18 protein-coding genes and 2 tRNA genes are annotated in these 17306 nt (G+C 31.9%); 4 read left to right on the top strand and 16 right to left on the bottom strand.

Annotation, left to right across the window (positions count from 1 at the left end; translation table 11 throughout):
- Nucleotides 1-32: 32 nt before the first annotated feature.
- The gene (locus FLACHUCJ7_RS21490) at nt 33-704 is read right to left on the bottom strand and encodes a copper homeostasis protein CutC (RefSeq protein ID WP_078225822.1); all 672 of its coding nucleotides are present in this window, start codon (nt 702-704) and stop codon (nt 33-35) included.
- 90 nt (nt 705-794) lie between these two features.
- Nucleotides 795-1802: a 3-oxoacyl-ACP synthase III family protein gene (locus FLACHUCJ7_RS21495; protein WP_180910390.1), complete on the bottom strand. Its 1008-nt coding sequence runs from the start codon at nt 1800-1802 to the stop codon at nt 795-797.
- A 262-nt stretch (nt 1803-2064) separates the two neighbouring features.
- Between FLACHUCJ7_RS21495 and FLACHUCJ7_RS21500 the strand changes: the two genes are divergently transcribed.
- On the top strand, nt 2065-4476 hold the full coding sequence (locus FLACHUCJ7_RS21500) for a S9 family peptidase (protein WP_180910391.1): 2412 nt from the start codon (nt 2065-2067) through the stop codon (nt 4474-4476).
- 78 nt (nt 4477-4554) lie between these two features.
- On the opposite strand, the gene FLACHUCJ7_RS21505 is transcribed toward FLACHUCJ7_RS21500, so the two are convergent.
- The 5 genes from FLACHUCJ7_RS21505 to FLACHUCJ7_RS21525 all read right to left on the bottom strand — a co-directional run bounded on the left by FLACHUCJ7_RS21505 (nt 4555) and on the right by FLACHUCJ7_RS21525 (nt 9140).
- Nucleotides 4555-6408, bottom strand: coding sequence for a M61 family metallopeptidase (locus FLACHUCJ7_RS21505; protein ID WP_180910392.1), 1854 nt, complete (start codon nt 6406-6408; stop codon nt 4555-4557).
- A gap of 98 nt (nt 6409-6506) precedes the next feature.
- Complete coding sequence (locus FLACHUCJ7_RS21510) at nt 6507-6785, bottom strand: DUF2805 domain-containing protein (protein ID WP_031455944.1); 279 nt, start codon at nt 6783-6785, stop codon at nt 6507-6509.
- 298 nt (nt 6786-7083) lie between these two features.
- Nucleotides 7084-7788, bottom strand: a complete 705-nt coding sequence (gene aqpZ / locus FLACHUCJ7_RS21515) for an aquaporin Z (RefSeq protein ID WP_180910393.1) — start codon at nt 7786-7788, stop codon at nt 7084-7086.
- Nucleotides 7789-7818: 30 nt separating this feature from the next.
- Nucleotides 7819-8172 carry a DoxX family protein gene (locus tag FLACHUCJ7_RS21520; protein WP_078225817.1) on the bottom strand — a complete coding sequence of 118 codons (354 nt, stop codon included), beginning with the start codon at nt 8170-8172 and terminating at the stop codon, nt 7819-7821.
- Between the two features lie 65 nt (nt 8173-8237).
- Nucleotides 8238-9140 carry an EamA family transporter gene (locus FLACHUCJ7_RS21525; protein WP_180910394.1) on the bottom strand — a complete coding sequence of 301 codons (903 nt, stop codon included), beginning with the start codon at nt 9138-9140 and terminating at the stop codon, nt 8238-8240.
- A gap of 180 nt (nt 9141-9320) precedes the next feature.
- On the opposite strand from FLACHUCJ7_RS21525, the gene FLACHUCJ7_RS21530 reads away from it, so the two are divergent.
- On the top strand, nt 9321-10040 hold the full coding sequence (locus tag FLACHUCJ7_RS21530) for a DUF4369 domain-containing protein (protein ID WP_078225815.1): 720 nt from the start codon (nt 9321-9323) through the stop codon (nt 10038-10040).
- A gap of 150 nt (nt 10041-10190) precedes the next feature.
- Here FLACHUCJ7_RS21530 and FLACHUCJ7_RS21535 read toward each other — a convergent pair.
- From FLACHUCJ7_RS21535 to idi, 7 genes are all read right to left on the bottom strand, one after another.
- A tRNA-Thr gene (locus tag FLACHUCJ7_RS21535) sits at nt 10191-10264 on the bottom strand.
- A gap of 103 nt (nt 10265-10367) precedes the next feature.
- Nucleotides 10368-10441: transfer RNA gene (locus tag FLACHUCJ7_RS21540), tRNA-Thr, on the bottom strand.
- 78 nt (nt 10442-10519) lie between these two features.
- Nucleotides 10520-10786: a hypothetical protein gene (locus tag FLACHUCJ7_RS21545; RefSeq protein WP_031455949.1), complete on the bottom strand. Its 267-nt coding sequence runs from the start codon at nt 10784-10786 to the stop codon at nt 10520-10522.
- Between the two features lie 56 nt (nt 10787-10842).
- Nucleotides 10843-11811, bottom strand: a complete 969-nt coding sequence (locus tag FLACHUCJ7_RS21550; RefSeq protein ID WP_180910395.1) for a type I phosphomannose isomerase catalytic subunit — start codon at nt 11809-11811, stop codon at nt 10843-10845.
- 61 nt (nt 11812-11872) lie between these two features.
- Entirely contained in the window at nt 11873-12331 is a 459-nt protein-coding gene (locus FLACHUCJ7_RS21555) for a peroxiredoxin (RefSeq protein WP_031455951.1), read from the bottom strand.
- A gap of 3 nt (nt 12332-12334) precedes the next feature.
- A complete protein-coding gene (locus FLACHUCJ7_RS21560; protein ID WP_031455952.1) occupies nt 12335-12745 on the bottom strand; it encodes a 6-pyruvoyl trahydropterin synthase family protein in 411 nt (136 codons plus the stop codon).
- 23 nt (nt 12746-12768) lie between these two features.
- Nucleotides 12769-13296 carry an isopentenyl-diphosphate Delta-isomerase gene (gene idi / locus FLACHUCJ7_RS21565; protein WP_180910396.1) on the bottom strand — a complete coding sequence of 176 codons (528 nt, stop codon included), beginning with the start codon at nt 13294-13296 and terminating at the stop codon, nt 12769-12771.
- A gap of 296 nt (nt 13297-13592) precedes the next feature.
- Here idi and msrB point away from each other — a divergent pair, with 296 nt between their 5' ends.
- Nucleotides 13593-14144, top strand: coding sequence for a peptide-methionine (R)-S-oxide reductase MsrB (msrB, locus tag FLACHUCJ7_RS21570; protein WP_180910397.1), 552 nt, complete (start codon nt 13593-13595; stop codon nt 14142-14144).
- A gap of 11 nt (nt 14145-14155) precedes the next feature.
- Nucleotides 14156-14776, top strand: coding sequence for a peptide-methionine (S)-S-oxide reductase MsrA (msrA, locus tag FLACHUCJ7_RS21575; protein WP_078225810.1), 621 nt, complete (start codon nt 14156-14158; stop codon nt 14774-14776).
- 91 nt (nt 14777-14867) lie between these two features.
- On the opposite strand, the gene FLACHUCJ7_RS21580 is transcribed toward msrA, so the two are convergent.
- Both FLACHUCJ7_RS21580 and FLACHUCJ7_RS21585 read right to left on the bottom strand, forming a co-directional pair.
- On the bottom strand, nt 14868-15677 hold the full coding sequence (locus FLACHUCJ7_RS21580; protein WP_051872889.1) for a polysaccharide lyase family 7 protein: 810 nt from the start codon (nt 15675-15677) through the stop codon (nt 14868-14870).
- 509 nt (nt 15678-16186) lie between these two features.
- Nucleotides 16187-17278 (bottom strand): DUF6630 family protein, encoded by a 1092-nt coding sequence (locus FLACHUCJ7_RS21585; protein WP_180910398.1) that lies wholly within the window; start codon nt 17276-17278, stop codon nt 16187-16189.
- Nucleotides 17279-17306: the final 28 nt, after the last annotated feature.

A 17306-nucleotide genomic window follows, 5' to 3' on the forward strand; every position in this document is an offset into this window, starting at 1 on the left:
GCCAACTTCAGGCATTTTTTATTGATTAACATTTATAAAAAATTTCGAATTTCTTTTATTTCTTCGGGATTTGCTGTTTCTGTATTATCTGTAATGGCAGATGAATGATAAAAAGTAGGTTCTAATTTATCCTGCAATAATTTAATATTTGATGATCGTAATCCTCCGCCAGGCATAATTTCAATTCTGTAATTGGCTAATTTTTGAATTTTCTCTAAATTGAAAATTCCCTCTTCAACATTTATTTGCTGTCCGGAAGTTAAAATGGTTTTAAAACCACAATATATAACATCTTCTAAAGACTGCTCAACATTTTTAACCACATCAAAAGCACGATGAAAAGTACAGGAAAGAGGATGAGCTAAATTGACTAATTCCTGATTTTTCTTTTTATTTACACTTCCGTCTTCGTTTAAAATTCCAAAAACAAAACCATCAACACCTAATTTCTTAAATTGTTTTATGTCTTGCTTCATTTCGACAATTTCTTCATCTGAATAAACAAAATCTCCACCTCTGGGTCTTATTATAACGTGCATATTTATAGAAAGTTTTTCACGAACCTTTACCGCCAAAACATAATTAGGTGTTGTACCACCAAGATGCATATTTTCGCACAACTCTATTCGATCAGCTCTATTATTCTGAGCAATCAAAGCTGATTCGTAATTAAAACATGCTATTTCGAGTTGATTTTTTTTCATGTTCTTAAAAACAATTATTACCCGCTAAATTTATAAAAAAACCTGCTTCAAATAAAGCAGGTTCTACTATTTTAGGGTTGTGAAAACTAATTACCATTTGATAATTGCACTTGCCCACGTAAATCCACTTCCAAAGGCTGCTAAAACAACAGTATCTCCTGCTTTAATTTTCCCTTGTTCCCAGGCTTCTGTCAAAGCAATTGGAATAGACGCAGCGGTTGTATTACCGTATTTCTGGATATTGTTGTGAACCTGATCATCTGATAATTTGAATTTATTTTGAATAAACTGTGAAATTCTCAAATTCGCCTGATGCGGAATCAGCATATCAATATCTGATACCTGTAAACCATTTGCTTCTAAACCTTCATTAATAACTTCTGCAAAACGAACAACTGCATTTTTAAACACAAATTGACCATTCATGTAGGGATAGTAACTTTCGTCATTAGGATCGTTATCTGCAATAATATCTGTTACCCAGCGCGCACCCATCCCCGGAGCCTGCAAAGCTAATTCTTCTGCATGCTGCCCTTCGGAATGCAAATGAGTAGATAAAATTCCTTTCGTTAAATCTTCTTCACGGCTTAAGACTGCCGCTCCTGCTCCATCTCCAAAAATAACCGAAACTCCACGCCCACGGGTTGTCATGTCTAATCCTGTTGAATGCACCTCAGAACCAATTACCAAAATGTTTTTATACATTCCGGTTTTAATATATTGATCCGCAACAGAAATTGCATACACAAAACCAGAACATTGATTTCGAACATCTAATGCTCCTACAGTTCTTAATCCTAAATCACGTTGCACTAAAACTCCGGGACCAGGAAAATAATAATCCGGACTTAATGTAGCAAAAACTACAAAATCAATATCTTCTTTGGCAACACCAGAACGCTCAATTGCTATTTTAGCCGCTTTTACTCCCATCGAAGTTGTGGTATCTTCTCCACGAATAATATGTCTTCTTTCCTGAATTCCTGTTCTTTCCTGAATCCACTCATCATTGGTATCAATAATCTTAGACAAATCATCGTTTGTCACAACATTTGAAGGAACATAATATCCTAAGCCCGTTACTTTTGAATGATACATATTTTTTTTATTATTTGTTAAAAATTTGGACTACAAATTTAAGTATACTTAAAAACATAAGTATACAAATTACTGTTTTTTTCGCAATTAACAATTCAATACTTTCTTAAAACTATTCATTATCTTAATTTCTCTTTTTTTTATATTTTGTTTTGTTTAATAAATTAAAAAAAGAAGTAAAAAGCACAAGAAATGTAACAAGATTACGATATTTTAGACTAACAAAATACATCCTTCATTTTTAAACACAAAAATTGAAATTATGAAATTAAAAATTACCCTGCTTCTATTTTTAAACGTGAGTTTTATTGCTTTTGCACAAGAAAACCTCATGTATCAAAAACCATCCAAATCAATTTTGGATCTGGCTGATTACGAAAGAGCACCTAGTGTATCTATGGATACTAAAAAAGAATATTTGCTTTTATCCTATAGAAGCACCTATAAAACTTTAGATGATTTAAATCAGGATGAACTGAGACTGGCTGGTTTAAGAATTAACCCTAACACTAATATTTCCAGCACTGTAACTTATATAAACAATTTCAAAATAAGAAAAATAAATAACACAGAGGAAATACAGGTTTCGGGCTTGCCGGACAATCCAAAAATAAGTAATATTCTTTGGTCTCCAAACGATAAGAAAATTTTATTCTCTCATACAACAAATTCAGGAGTTGAACTTTGGGTTTTGGATGTTGCTTCAGCAAAAGCTAAAAAACTTACTGAGGGAATTGTCAATGCAAATCTAGGAAATCCATTCAGTTGGTTTTTAGACAGCGAAACTATTTTGGTTAAAATGCTTCCAAAAAACAGACAGCCTTTACTTGATGCCAAAAAAGATTTGCCAACTGGACCTATTATTTCGAATACATCAGGAACAAAATCGCAAAACAGAACCTATCCTGATATGTTAAAAAATCAAAATGATGAAATAAATTTTGAAAATATTATCACTTCTGAATTATATAAAGTCAATCTTAACGGAACTGCTACCTTGTTTAAAGCAGCTGCTATGTATGCCGGAGAACGAATTTCGCCTGATGGAAATTACATACTATTAACCACTATCCAAAAACCTTTTTCATATGTTGTACCCTTAAACAGATTCCCTTCTAAAACGGTGGTTTATGATAATAACGGGGTAGAGATAAAAGTGGTAAACGAAGTTCCGCTTAATGAAATTATACCAAAAGGCTTCATGGCAGTCAGAAAAGGAAAAAGAGAAATGGCATGGCGAAATGACAAACCAGCTACTCTGTCATACGTTGTAGCTTTAGACGAGGGTGACCCTGCCAATAAAGCAGATTTTAGAGATGAACTATTTTTATGGGAAGCACCATTCACAAAGGATGCCAATACATTATTAAAAATACCTCAACGATTTAACAATATTACCTGGGGTGATGACCATACAGCAATTGTTTCTGATGAGTGGTATGATACTCGAAATACAAAAACATACCTCATAAATCCGTCAAATCCGGATCAACAGCCAAAGGTAATTTCAGACAGGAATTCGCAGGACATCTATTCTGACCCTGGTATTTTTGAAACCAGAAAAAATGCTTATAACAAATATGTATTAGCAATTGAGAATAATACTGCTTATCGAATTGGTGAAGGTTTTACCAAGGACGGGCAATTTCCTTTTATCGATGAGTTTAATCTAAAAACTTTACAAACCAAACGTTTATATACTTCTGCTTATAAAGATAAAAAAGAGGATCTTTTGGAAATTGAAAATTTTAAAACCGGAAAAGTTTTAGTTCAGATCCAATCCAAAAATGACTATCCAAATTATTATTTCAGAAATATCAAAAAACAAAACGCCCTGACTCCAATTACCAGTTTTAAAAACCCGTTTGAAAGCATTAAAGATGTCAGCAAAGAAGTAATTAAATACAAACGTAAAGACGGTGTTGAATTATCAGGCACTTTATACCTGCCGGCAGGATATGACAAAGTCAAAAAAGAAAAATTGCCTTTATTAATCTGGGCTTATCCGGCAGAATACAAAGATAAAAGCAGTGCCGGACAAACAAGTCAAAACCCAAATGAATTTACTTTTCCGTACTATGGTTCATTTGTATATTGGGTAACAAAAGGATATGTTGTTTTGGATGATGCTGCCTTTCCTATAATTGGAGAAGGTACAACAGAACCAAATGACAACTTTATTTCTCAATTAGTTGATAATGCTGAAGCAGCAATAAATGCCGTTGATGCATTAGGATATATTAACCGCAAGAAAGTTGCTGTGGGAGGACATTCTTATGGCGCTTTTATGACAGCGAATTTATTAACCCATTCTAATCTTTTTGCCTGCGGAATTGCACGAAGCGGAGCGTATAACAGAACTCTGACTCCTTTTGGTTTTCAGACTGAACAGCGTAATTACTGGGAAGTTCCATCTGTTTATAATACGATGTCTCCTTTTATGAATGCAGACAAAATGAAAACACCTATTTTATTAGTACATGGAGAAGCAGATAATAATCCTGGAACTTTCACTTTACAAACTGAACGCTATTTTCAGGCATTAAAAGGATTAGGCGCCCCTGCGAGAATGGTAATTCTGCCAAAAGAAGCGCACAGTTATGTTGCTAAAGAAAATATCCTGCACTTACTTTGGGAACAGGATCAATTTCTGGAAAAATATTTAAAAAACTAATGATATTTAGTCTTCTATTCACAAATAAAAAAGTCTCTGATAAACTTCAGAGACTTTTTTGTTTGTGCTTTTTAAACTTTAACCTTTCAGCCAGGCATTTCTTAGTTTTTCTTTTGAAATATCTGTAGCTTTAAAAGTTTCGCTTTCCTCGTATGGTAATTTTACAGTTCCTTTTATAGTTTCATCTTTACCACCACGTTTTATCTGAATAGTAATCGGATCATTTTCTTTCCAGTTTTCACTCTCCCCAATCAGGTCATAAATATTATCCAATGAATACGGTTTCGCATTTATAGACAAAATAACATCTCCAGGTTTAAGATTCAAATTAGTAAAAAACGGATTTAGCTCAAGATCCGGACGCACACTTATTTGTTTTGTTTTTGGATCTACACCTATATACGGCACCTGTCCTTTTAAGAAAACTGATCCTGCCTTTTTCTCAGAAGCTTTGGTTACCCCCACTTTTGCCAAATATTGATCATACGGAATAGGAGTTGTTCCGGCCACGTAAGTTTTTAAAAATTCCCCAACCTCCGGATAAGTCAACTTTGTAATTTTATCAAAAAGTTCATTATCATTAAATGGTTTTTCGACTCCGTATTCCTCAGATAACTTGTGCATTAGATCAAGAATTCCTCGTTCTCCGTTACTTTTTTCCCTGATTATTATATCAATACACATTCCAATCAAAGCCCCTTTTTGATATACATTTAAGTATTGATCTTTATATGGCTGTTCCAAAACATTTTTACTCATTACAGTAAACGACATAGTATCATTTAAACCTTTTGCCTGCTCGATTTTATCAGCAATGCGGGCATAAAATTCAGCTTCATCAATTAAACCCTGATTAATCTGAAAAAGATTTGCAAAATATTCGGTTACACCTTCATACATCCATAAATGTTCAGACATTTTTGGAGCATTATAATCAAAGTACTGAATTTCTTTAGAATGAATAGTTAATGGAGTTACTATATGAAAAAATTCATGAGAAACTACATCTTTCATCGATTCAACCAATTTATCTTTCGGCATTGATTCAGGTAAAACTACAGTTGTAGCAGTTGGATGTTCTAAAGCACCAAAACCATGTGCGTCATCTTTTGCCATACTTGACAGATACAACAAAACTGTATATTTTTTAGTAGCATTTACTTTTCCTAAAAAGTTTTTCTGAGCTGTCATCATTGTTTTCATCTCCGGCGTAATACTTTCTGCCGTAAATTTTCCTGTTGGAGAGTATACAGCAATTAAAATATCCATTCCATTAACGTTGAATGTAGTATAATCAGGCTTAGAATACATGATTGGGTTCTCTACCAAAACAGCATAACGAGAAGTTATAAAAACATCACTTGTTTTGCTTGCATCTTCATCTGTCATTGAAGTTGCTCCCCAAAGTGTTTCAGGATGTGTTATGGTAACTTTATAAGGAATATCTAATTTATCCTGAAAATATCCAACAAAACCATGTGTGTTGACCATAAAGTTGATTCCTGCATTTATGTTTGTTCCTGCTGGCGAAAAGACATCATCATTACCAAAACCGGTTCCTTTTTCAGTATCAAAAGTATCACCCACTAAATAGGTAATCGTTTTTAATTTTTTTGCATCAGAAATAGACCAGGAATTATCATCAATTCTTTTTACATTTAAACTATTTCCTTTAGCATCAAAAGCTTTAAAACCATCTGAATATTTTCCGTAATTATCCGTAGAATAGGTTCCCGGAACAGTTTTAGGAATACTGTAAATTACTTCATCAGTTTTTATTTCAGGTGCAGTAACTGTTACCAAAACTTTATCATCCTTTATATCTGTAAGATTAATATTGACAGCCACATTTTTTTGCGTAGCACCTGAAGTCCCGGTTTTACAGCTCCAAAGTGTAACTGCGAGAGCTAATGTGCAAATTATTTTTTTCATTTATTAAAAGTTTAATTTTTATATAAGTCTTACAAAATGTAAAACTGTTACAGTAAAGATATAAAATAAAAAAACTCCTGCAATTCAGGAGTTTTTGTTTAATCTAATTTATTTTTGATATAATATTTGCCGTCCAAATCTTCATCAAAATCATCTATTTTAACCGGTTTGGGCTTTGGTTTATTTGCAATTGCTTTTTTTTTCCACATCTCAAATTTTTCAAGAGGCATTTTCTTTTTCATTATTTCCAGAACTTCTTTTTCTGACAACCCAAATTCTTTTTTTATAATTTCGAATGGATTCTTTTCTTCTAGTGCCAACGAAACAAGCTTTTCAGTTTGTTCCCAATTCAATTCTTTGCGGTTACTCTTTTTCATCACGTGAAAATTAATTCAAAATAGAGGTTAATGATTAATAGATTGATTTTCAATTTAAGTATCAATATTAATAAAAAAAATAATTAGTTGATCAGATTGAGTATATTTTTTTTATTGATTTCAGCATTTTTTTACGGTATCTGAATTTTGCCTGACATATTTGTAAATTTTATAATTTATAATTTATTCTTAACCCATATATGCATTTTAAAATCTTATAAAATAAAATTTCTACATACAAAAAGAAAACCAATATCTGATTTCCTCTCTCTATTTTTAAAAACTAATATTAAACTATTCATTTTTCATTATTTTGCAATACTGTTTTATAAATAAATCCTGCTGCAATTGCGCCTAAAAACGGAGCAAGCCAAAACAGCCAAACCTGTGACAAAGGCTTACCTCCGACAAAAATAGCCTGAGATAATGAACGTGCAGGATTAACTGAAGTATTTGTAATTGGAATACTGATTAAATGAATTAATGTTAAGGCTAAACCAATTGCAATACCACAAAAACTTGTGTTTGCAAATTTATCTGTAGCACCCAAAATTACTAGCAGGAAAAAAAATGTAAGCACGAACTCAGTAATAAATGCTGATGACATAGAATAACCCTCTGGTGAAAATGCGCCAAATCCATTAGATGCAAAAGCTCCGGCTTTAGTATTGTCTATTGCATTTCCGGCTTTCCCTGACCAGATAATAAACAATGTTCCTGCTGCAGCGAGAGCACCAATACATTGTGCTATAATATACGGAATCAAATCTTTTGCCGAAAATCTTCCACCTGCCCATAATCCAATTGAAACTGCAGGATTAAAATGTCCCCCTGAAATATGCCCGACAGCATAGGCCATTGTTAATACGGTCAAACCAAATGCTAATGAAACCCCAAGAAAACCAATTCCTAATTCAGGAATTCCGGCTGCAAAAAGTGCACTTCCACAGCCTCCAAAAACAAGCCAGTATGTTCCAAAAAACTCTGCAAATAATTTTTTCATAATAAATGGTTTTAATTAATGGTTAGTAATTTAGGTATATTGATATGCCCATAAAATCAACAAAAGCTGTAATGGCATACGCAGCAATAAAATCCATTTTGGCAAACCAAAACCTGCTTTTTTATTTTGATACATGAAAAGATTTGCCGGAAACACTGCAACGAGCAAAGCTATAATTCCCCATGCAGCAAAATGGCTCATGAAAGGAAGAGTGAGAAGAAAACCCAAAATTATTTCGGCGGCTCCACTTATAATATTTAGTAATCCGGGATTTGGAAAATAAGGAGGAATGATTTTAAGATACATCCCCGGAGATCTGAAATGATTAATTCCGGCAACAATATAAAGAAAAGCCATTAGATACAAATGCCAGGGTAAATCCATGATAATCAGATTTTAGCACGAATTTAATAAATTCCAAGGACTTTTACCCGAAAGTATGATTTTTTTTACAAAACAATTGTTTTTCTAAAATTAACATTCATTATAATGATTGCCAAAACAATTAGTACGATTCCGATCCATTGCAAAAAAATGACTTTTTCATTTAATAAAACAAACGCCATCATTACCGAAACCGGCAGTTCAAGAGCAGAAACAATGCTTCCTAATCCAATTCCGGTTAAAGGGAAACCGGCATTCATAAGCATCGGAGGAATTATAGTCCCGAAAAGAGAAAGTACAATCCCCCATTTCAAGAAAATTGAAAAATTAAAAGGTGCATTTTGTGTAGCCAGAGCAAACGAAAAAACAATAACAGAACCACCCAAAAGCATATATAAACTTCTTTGCGCCGAAGAAATTTTGACAGCTATACGGTTTGCTGTAAACATGGTTGTAGTAAATGATGCCGCTGCCAGAATGCCCCAGCCAATTCCACGCCAATCTAACGCAATATTATTATTAAGAATATTAGTTGCTAACACAGTTCCAATAAGAACAATAAAAACAGCAATTATCTTTTGAATTGATGGCAGTTTCTTTTCTAAAACCATTTCAAGCAAAACCCCCATCCAGACAGTCTGCATTAATAAAACAATACCTATTGAAACAGGAATATACTTTACAGCTAAATAATAAAACAAACTAGTCATACCCAATGAAGTTCCGGCCAACATTAAATTAAAAATATTTTTCGTCGTTGCTTTTACTACATTTTCCTTATGCTTTGCTTTTTGAAAAGCATTAATCAACAAAACACCTAAAATGCCTAATATAAATTGAGAAGTAGTAACTTCTGCAGTCGTAAAACCTTCCGCATAAGCCATTTTTACAAATGTAGCCAGCATACCATAACTTGTAGCACCTAAACCAACCAGAAAAACTCCTTTCAGTATATTTTTTTGTGACATTTTACTTTATTTAAAATTGAGCCTGCAAAGATAACACATAGTTTTGGGCTTACTATTCAAAAAACAGAAAAGACAAAATTTTAACTTAAGAGCCTGTTTAAAATTTATTTCTGAAAAATTAAACCTTCAATCAACTTCATTTAAAAAATTTCTTTATTTTGCACCCAAATCTAAAAAACAATGAAAAAATCAATTATTGCATTTATTGCAATTACCTTATTAGCTGTCTCATGTGACAAAAAAGAACCAACTGACAGTGTACATATTACAGGAAACATAAAAGGATTAAAAGAAGGAAAATTATATATACAAAGATATAATGACACAGCTTTGGTAGCTATTGACAGCATTAAGATTGATGGAAATTCAGCTTTTGAAACTACTATAAAATTAGAATCCCCGGAAATGCTTTATTTATTCCTGGATCGTGGCGTTACCAACTCATTAGACAATAACATCATGTTTTTTGCTGAACCGGGAAACATAAATATCGATGCAAATCTTGATAATTTTATTAATGGCGCCAAGATTACCGGTTCAAAAAACCAAGAGCTATATGAAGAATATCAAAAAGTAAACTCCCGCTTTAAAGACGAAAGTCTTTCATTGATAGAAGCAAAATTTAAAGCATTGAAAAGACAGGATCAAAAAGCAATGGATAGCATTGAAGCAAAAGGTAATTCGAATATTAAACGAAAATATTTATTCGCTACCAACTTTGCAATTAACAATAAAGATCATGAAATAGCACCTTATATAGCCTTGGCAGAAATTTATGATATCAATATTAAATTTCTGGATACTATTCAAAAGTCGATGACTCCTAATGTAGCTAAATCATTATACGGTAAAAAGCTAACCAAGTATGTTAATGACATCAAAAAAGAAGAAAAAAAATAATTTGAATATTTTAAACAAAAAAGTCCTGAAAATTTTCAGGCCTTTTTGTTTTATTACAAGACATTAAAAATCATATCGCATAAACCATTGAATCTAAAACTTAATTTATTCCAAAAAAAAACCATCACAAAAAGTGATGGTTTTTTGCTGAGCCGGCGGAGGGACTCGAACCCACGACCTGCTGATTACAAATCAGCTGCTCTAGCCAACTGAGCTACGCTGGCGACTCATTTTAAAGCACAATTATTAATGGTTTTTTTGTCCCAAAAATAAGACTGCCCTTCATTATAACGAAAAACCATCACAAAAGTGATGGTTTTTTTGTTGAGCCGGCGGAGGGACTCGAACCCACGACCTGCTGATTACAAATCAGCTGCTCTAGCCAACTGAGCTACGCTGGCGACTCATTACGGGTGCAAATATAAGGCGGTTTTTGGTTTTTCCAAAATATATTTGAACTTTTTATACTTTTTTTTGGCTTACAATTCGTTGATTTTAGCAATTAATTGATTAGCAGTTTGTTCCAACTCAACATTGATTTGCTTGAAGTGTGCCTTTTTGTTTTCAACATTTTTAGCATTCACTTTTGTGATCAAAGTATCAAAAGCAGCGATTGCCTGATCGATCAAAGCATTCGTTTCAGGTGTAGGATTTCCTGTAGTAGACATTTCAAATAAGTAAATTGCCTCAATAATATCTCCTAATACGAAATTGATGTCTTTCTTTAAATTCTTAACGTTTGCCATTTTATTTTAATTTTAATTTGCGTTTGCAAAAGTACACATAATCTTTATATTAAGCGCTATGAAATATAAATTTCTAAAATTGAAGCCTTTCCATTCAAAATAAATGCATTTATCTCAGCCGGAATCAAAACAGTATCTCCCTTTTCATACACTTCTTTAAAACCATCAAATTCAATTTCAAAAGCCCCTTCTATACACATATAAACCGTAAAAGTCTCTCCTGATTTAGAAACGGAAACCTTATTTCCCAACGGTATAAAATTGGTTGTAAAATAAGGGCAATCAACAACTACATTTGATGTATTCGTTTTTGTTTCGTATTTCTTTTGTGTATCTACTTTATTATAATTTATTGCGTCAAGCGCTAAATCTACATGTAGCTCTCTTGTATTTCCTTGAGCATCTTTACGATCAAAATCATACAAACGATATGTAATATCTGAAGTTTGTTGAATTTCGGCCACAACCAGCCCTGCTCCGATTGCATGAACCGTTCCGGTTTCTAAAAAGAAAACATCTCCAGGTTTAGCTTTTACAGTATCAAGAATAGAACCCAGGTTTTTATCATTAAGATGCTGCAAATACTCTTCTTTGCTGGAATCATTTTTGAAGCCAACAATAATTCTTGCGTCCGGATCAGCCTGTGTTACATACCACATTTCGGTTTTGCCGAATGAATTATGACGTTCTTTGGCTAATTTATCATTTGGATGAACTTGTATAGAAAGATCTTCTCTTGCATCTAAATATTTAAAAAGCAAAGGAAATTGTTTACCGAAACGCTTGTAAACTTCGGTTCCCAAAATTTCGTTTGGCATTTCATCAATAAGCTCCATTAATGATTTACCTTTTAGCTCTCCATTAGCTACAATACTCACATCTCCTTCTACAGTTGACAACTCCCAGCTTTCTCCCGTAATTTTTGAAACAATTGGCTTGTTAAGAATCGTTTTCAGTTTTTCTCCTCCCCAAATTCTTTCTTTTAAAATTGGTTCAAATTGCAAAGGGTATGATTTTGGTTTCATAGTTTTTTTTTGGCTAATATCTTTATTAATACAATATTTATCTAATACTATTTTTTTTAACTTACAATACTAATTCTTTAATTGTATGCAACGCTTTCGGAATATGGCTGGCAGCATTCATACTGTCAAAAATTAAAATTACAAGACCATTTCTGTCAATTACATACGTTACTCTTCCAGGAAGGAGTCCGAATAAATTATTTTTAACTCCAAAAAGATGCCTCAATTTCTTATCTTCATCTGATAACAAAATAAATGGCAACTCATGTTTTTTAGCAAACTTGTGATGGGATTTCACACTATCACTGCTTATCCCAATTACTTCTGCCCCTAAATCTTTAAAATCTTCATATTGATCCCTAAAGCTGCAGGCTTCGGTAGTACAACCCGGTGTATTATCTTTAGGGTAAAAATAAATCACGAGCGGCTTTCGCCCCAAAACACTTTGGCTTTCAAAAATTTCTCCGTGACTATCTTTCGCAGTAAAATTCGGAACTATATCTCCTATTTTTAATGACATGCTTTATTCTCCTTTATAAGTTACAAAATTACGTTCCGTTTCATTCAAAACGATTTCTAAATCAAAATCGGGCTGAATTCTTTTTCTAATTTTATTCCATATCACAACAGCAATGTTTTCAGCTGTTGGATTCAAATCCTGAAATTCAGGAACATCCAGATTCAGGTTTTTGTGATCAAACGGAATTTCCACTTCAGCAAGTATAATATCCGCTAACACTTTTACATCCATTACAAAACCAGTTTCCGGATCAATTTTTCCTGTAACACTTACTGTTAAACCATAATTATGACCATGGAAATTGGGATTATTGCATTTTCCAAAAACTAAATCGTTCTTTTCAGATGTCCAGTCTTTCCTGTGTAATCGATGCGCAGCATTAAAATGTGCCTTTCTTGATATGGTTACTCTCATTTAGGTTTTAGTTAGTAGGTTTTTTATAGTTTGTGGTCCTCTAAATAATGATAAAATTCATCAAAAATTATTTTAAACCAAACAGTGTAAATTTCGGGATGCTTTTCAATATCATCTTTTACATCTTCTATCAACATCCATTTCCAATCCTCTACTTCTTCTAAATTGATGGCTGGACTATCATTATAATATCCAATCATCACGTGATCAAGTTCATGTTCAGTCAAACCATTATCAAAAGGCGCTTTGTATATAAAGTGAAATAGTTCTTTTAATTCGGTTCTAAAACCCATTTCCTCAAACAATCTGCGACTTCCAGCTTCTATATTAGACTCCCCTTCACGTTGATGACTGCAACAAGTATTTGTCCATAGTAAAGGTGAATGGTATTTTTGATGAGCACGCTGCTGTAACATTATTTCATTTTTACTGTTTAAAATAAAAACTGAAAAAGCCCGATGTAAAACCGCTTTCTCGTGTGCTTCTAATTTTGGCATTAAGCCAATTTGCTCATCATTTGTATTAACTAATATTACGTTTTCTTCTATCATAAGGTGTGTTGATGTAACAAAAATACGAAAAAAGAAATGGCTTGAAAATTTCAGAAAAGATTGTGAAAAGTTTAACTAAGCCTGATTTTATTATACTTTATTGATTTTCAATATCATATTTCATTATTTTTTCAAAAAAAACCTTTTAAAACCAAGCTTTTAAAACTACAACTATATATTTTTACGTAAATAAACAAAAAGTTAAAACACACTTAAATATATCTGAATTACAATGTAAAGATATTTCTGCATGAAATCTCATCGTATCTTTGGAATTCAGATTAATCTCCAAAAACATGAAATCAAAAAATCTCATCAGCCTATTCTTCCTAATGCCTCTTTTCATTTTGCAGGCTTGCGGACAAAACACTAAAAAAGAACCTGAAAATAAAGTTGTGGAAAACAAAATCAACAAACCCGGAAATCCTTATTATTCAAATACAGCTACAACCAAATTAAATGTTAGCGATGCAGAATGGAAAAAAGTTTTACCCGAAGATGTTTATGCTGTCATGAGAGAAGCAGATACAGAAAGACCTTTTACAGGAAAATATTGGAGCACAGATGAGAAAGGAACTTATTATTGCGTCTCATGCGGAAATAAACTTTTTAGATCAACAACAAAATTTGCGAGCAGCTGCGGGTGGCCAAGTTTTTTCGAACAAGACAATAAAAAAAGTGTTGTTTATAAAAACGACAACTCTCTTGGAATGGAAAGAATCGAAGCTCTCTGCGGAAGATGTAATGGCCATCTAGGTCATTTATTTGATGATGGCCCGGCACCTACAGGAAAACGATATTGCATGAACTCGATTGCCCTTGACTTCATTCCTGATTCTAAAAAATAAATATTATATATATGAAAAACATAATTTCATGTTTACTGATAGCATTCACGCTTAATGGATTTGCACAGGAAAACAAAACAAAAAGCACTTCTAATCTGGAAAACATTACTCTTGGCGGAGGATGTTATTGGTGCGTTGAAGCTGTTTATGAAAATTTAGAAGGTGTAAAATCTGTAGTTTCAGGTTTTTCAGGAGGAAAAACTGCAAATCCTACTTACGAAGACGTTTGCACAGGAACAACCGGTCATGCGGAGGTAGTACAGATTACGTATGATAAAAATATTACCGACATCAATGAAATCTTCAAAGTCTTCTTTACGGTTCATGACCCGACAACATTAAACAGACAAGGTGCAGATATAGGAACTCAATACCGATCTGTAATTTTTTATAAAAATGAGGAACAAAAAAAAGCAGCTCAACGTATTATTAATGACCTTAATAAAGCAAAAGTTTACGACAGCCCTATTGTTACAAAAATCGAACCTCTTACAAAATTTTACAAAGCCGAAAATTATCATCAGAATTATTACCAAAACAACACAAACCAACCGTATTGCAAGATGGTAATTCAGCCAAAAATAGAAAAATTTGAAAAAATTTTTAAAGCTAAATTAAAAAAGAAACCTTAAAATAAAGATCTTATCTTCAAATAATTACAAACAAAAAAGTCTGTATCAAATACGACACAGACTTTCTGTTTTTTATTAAAAAATCAGATTCTTAGTGAGTAACATCTAAAGAATAAAATTTCACATTTGCATAAGCTCCGGTTTCATCACCCTGAAGATTACATCCTACAGTAAAATAATTATCAAATGAATTCCATAACTTATAATCACCTCCGGAATATACCTTTTTTTCACCATTTACACTAACCTCCATCTTTCCATCACTAATTTCAATTTGAAATGTAAATTTGTCAAAACCAACTTTATTTTTAAATATATAACCATCATCATCAATCCAGGAATCTTCTTTTAAAATATCAACTCCTGTAATAGAGGGATCAGCAAGTCTTTTTGATCTTAATTTTACATATCCATTATCCCAAAAAACTTTTAAGATTGACGGGGCAGATTTATCTTTTGCACCAATTTGATTAACCTGATCTTCTTTTAATCTGCCACCTATTTGGGCAAATATAACACGTGGGTGCTGATCGTTCTTTTTATAAATCTCTCCCATTTTAAGCGACGCTTTTAATTTAGCTCCTTGTTTAAAAGACCAGCTTGCATCTCCTCCAAATGAATTTTGCTCTTTTAAATCTGTTTTATTAAAAGATCGTTTGGATTTTATTGAAGGATAAACATAAAAAACCAAAGATCTATCAGTCAGGTCATTGAACATGAATTTTTGGATTTCCACATTTTCAGCATAATCCAAAATTTTTGGCGCTTTATATGTAGTAACAGAACCTTCAGGAATTGTTAATTTCCATAAAGTCAAATCTATTTTTGGTGCTTTTTGAGCATGAATTAGAAAAGTAGTACTTGTTAATAGTAATAAAAGATAAGTTCTAATTTTTTTCATTTTTTTGCTGTTTTTGGATTAAAATAATATTTGATTTAAGAGAAATACGCAGGGAAAAAATAAAATCAAGTTCAAAATATTTTTTTCAGAATAATTTTTTTTGCATATTTTTCTTTGTAATCGATTGCATAAAAATATATTTTTTTTTTAATATTCTTATATTTTTTTTAAATTTTTTTTTTATTCCTTAAAAAAAACAGTTTAAAAATAACAATTCATGATTAAAAATCAAAAATAAATAAACATCATTAAGAAATAACAGAAAGAAATAGCAAATCATTGAATAATTTAAAATAGAAAACTATGGATTTTTTAAATGAAAAACCTATAATTAACTAAAAAAAACAGAATTACAAAGTAATTACATACAAAAAAAATATGTGATTATGAATTTTTTACTCTTACAAAAGAAAAAAAAATTAAAAACAGAATGTAACAAATGTTTGTTTGTTTTTACACACAAGTGTAAAATTGACATTTATTACATAAATAAACATCAGCTAAATTGATTAATATAGTTTATCTATTTTTATTTTAATAATGTCTGATAATTCTAAAATCCTTTCTGAATCACTTTTATTTACTACAAAAAATAAATAATTATCCCCACCTGTATCGTAAGTCATTAATTCAAAATCTAATTTTCCTAAAGCAGATTGAATATACGGAAATAATTCATGACTATATGTTTCTTCCGGGTATTCAAAATTTAAATCCTCACCAATCATTTCAGAAATAAAATATTCAGCATCTTCGGGATCAAATTTCCAGTCGCTGTTCCATGCATTTATACTTTCAAAAAAATCGAAATGACCTTCAACTTGTGCATGATACTCTTTTGTTTCTTTTTGAAAATCTTTAAACAGCTTTTTAGAATGTTTCGTCAGTAGTTTTTGATCTACATTCCCTCTTGAAACCAGCTTTATAAACTCTTCAAAAGTTTCTGCTGTAACTTCTTCTGCTTGTAGTAAATTCTCTGAAGAAATCAGCTCAATATCTTTCGGAATTTCAATATTCATATATTGACAAATCCCCTGCAAAACAGTTTTAAAATCTTTGATGCCAATTTCCTGCGTTTCATTTTTTGGATTATTAAAATTCAGATACTCTGAGTCCAACAAACCTTTTGTATAATCTATAAAATGACCACTTGAATATAAAATCTTAAAATCGTTTATTTCTGTACTGTTTGTACAGCAAAAAAAGATGACAAAGTTATTCAGAATACGTTTAAAATGTGTTTTCATCTGCATACCTGGTACTGAATAAAACTGAATATGAATAAAATCATATTCCAGGCCTTCTTGTATATTTTCTTCAGAAACACCACCGATATCAATCTTTTTATAAAGTTCATTTAAAACTTCATAAGCGTTATTGAAACCCGCTTTTTTAATTTCTGTATGTCCGTCGTTATGATCAAACGAACCTGGGAAATAGAATAAATTAACCGATATTGTTTCCTGAATCCCTTTTATTTTGAATTCAAGACTTCCATTTTGATTATATAAGTATGAATAAATTGGCTCAATAACATCAAAAGAAATTATTGATTTTGGTTCATTGTTTCTATTAAATAAATTTGATAAAAAGTTTTTCATAGCAGTTAATTATTATTCACATGTTGTA

Source organism: Flavobacterium salmonis (genome assembly GCF_903819435.1).
Classification (GTDB): Bacteria; Bacteroidota; Bacteroidia; order Flavobacteriales; family Flavobacteriaceae; genus Flavobacterium; species Flavobacterium chungangense.

Bases quoted from the DNA above. Each gene is read 5' to 3' on its own strand.
- FLACHUCJ7_RS21490 (WP_078225822.1), bottom strand. From the start codon at position 704: ATGAAAAAAAATCAACTCGAAATAGCATGTTTTAATTACGAATCAGCT.
- FLACHUCJ7_RS21495 (WP_180910390.1), bottom strand. From the start codon at position 1,802: ATGTATCATTCAAAAGTAACGGGCTTAGGATATTATGTTCCTTCAAAT.
- FLACHUCJ7_RS21500 (WP_180910391.1), top strand. From the start codon at position 2,065: ATGAAATTAAAAATTACCCTGCTTCTATTTTTAAACGTGAGTTTTATT.
- FLACHUCJ7_RS21505 (WP_180910392.1), bottom strand. From the start codon at position 6,408: ATGAAAAAAATAATTTGCACATTAGCTCTCGCAGTTACACTTTGGAGC.
- FLACHUCJ7_RS21510 (WP_031455944.1), bottom strand. From the start codon at position 6,785: ATGAAAAAGAGTAACCGCAAAGAATTGAATTGGGAACAAACTGAAAAG.
- aqpZ (WP_180910393.1), bottom strand. From the start codon at position 7,788: ATGAAAAAATTATTTGCAGAGTTTTTTGGAACATACTGGCTTGTTTTT.
- FLACHUCJ7_RS21520 (WP_078225817.1), bottom strand. From the start codon at position 8,172: ATGGATTTACCCTGGCATTTGTATCTAATGGCTTTTCTTTATATTGTT.
- FLACHUCJ7_RS21525 (WP_180910394.1), bottom strand. From the start codon at position 9,140: ATGTCACAAAAAAATATACTGAAAGGAGTTTTTCTGGTTGGTTTAGGT.
- FLACHUCJ7_RS21530 (WP_078225815.1), top strand. From the start codon at position 9,321: ATGAAAAAATCAATTATTGCATTTATTGCAATTACCTTATTAGCTGTC.
- FLACHUCJ7_RS21545 (WP_031455949.1), bottom strand. From the start codon at position 10,786: ATGGCAAACGTTAAGAATTTAAAGAAAGACATCAATTTCGTATTAGGA.
- FLACHUCJ7_RS21550 (WP_180910395.1), bottom strand. From the start codon at position 11,811: ATGAAACCAAAATCATACCCTTTGCAATTTGAACCAATTTTAAAAGAA.
- FLACHUCJ7_RS21555 (WP_031455951.1), bottom strand. From the start codon at position 12,331: ATGTCATTAAAAATAGGAGATATAGTTCCGAATTTTACTGCGAAAGAT.
- FLACHUCJ7_RS21560 (WP_031455952.1), bottom strand. From the start codon at position 12,745: ATGAGAGTAACCATATCAAGAAAGGCACATTTTAATGCTGCGCATCGA.
- idi (WP_180910396.1), bottom strand. From the start codon at position 13,296: ATGATAGAAGAAAACGTAATATTAGTTAATACAAATGATGAGCAAATT.
- msrB (WP_180910397.1), top strand. From the start codon at position 13,593: ATGAAATCAAAAAATCTCATCAGCCTATTCTTCCTAATGCCTCTTTTC.
- msrA (WP_078225810.1), top strand. From the start codon at position 14,156: ATGAAAAACATAATTTCATGTTTACTGATAGCATTCACGCTTAATGGA.
- FLACHUCJ7_RS21580 (WP_051872889.1), bottom strand. From the start codon at position 15,677: ATGAAAAAAATTAGAACTTATCTTTTATTACTATTAACAAGTACTACT.
- FLACHUCJ7_RS21585 (WP_180910398.1), bottom strand. From the start codon at position 17,278: ATGAAAAACTTTTTATCAAATTTATTTAATAGAAACAATGAACCAAAA.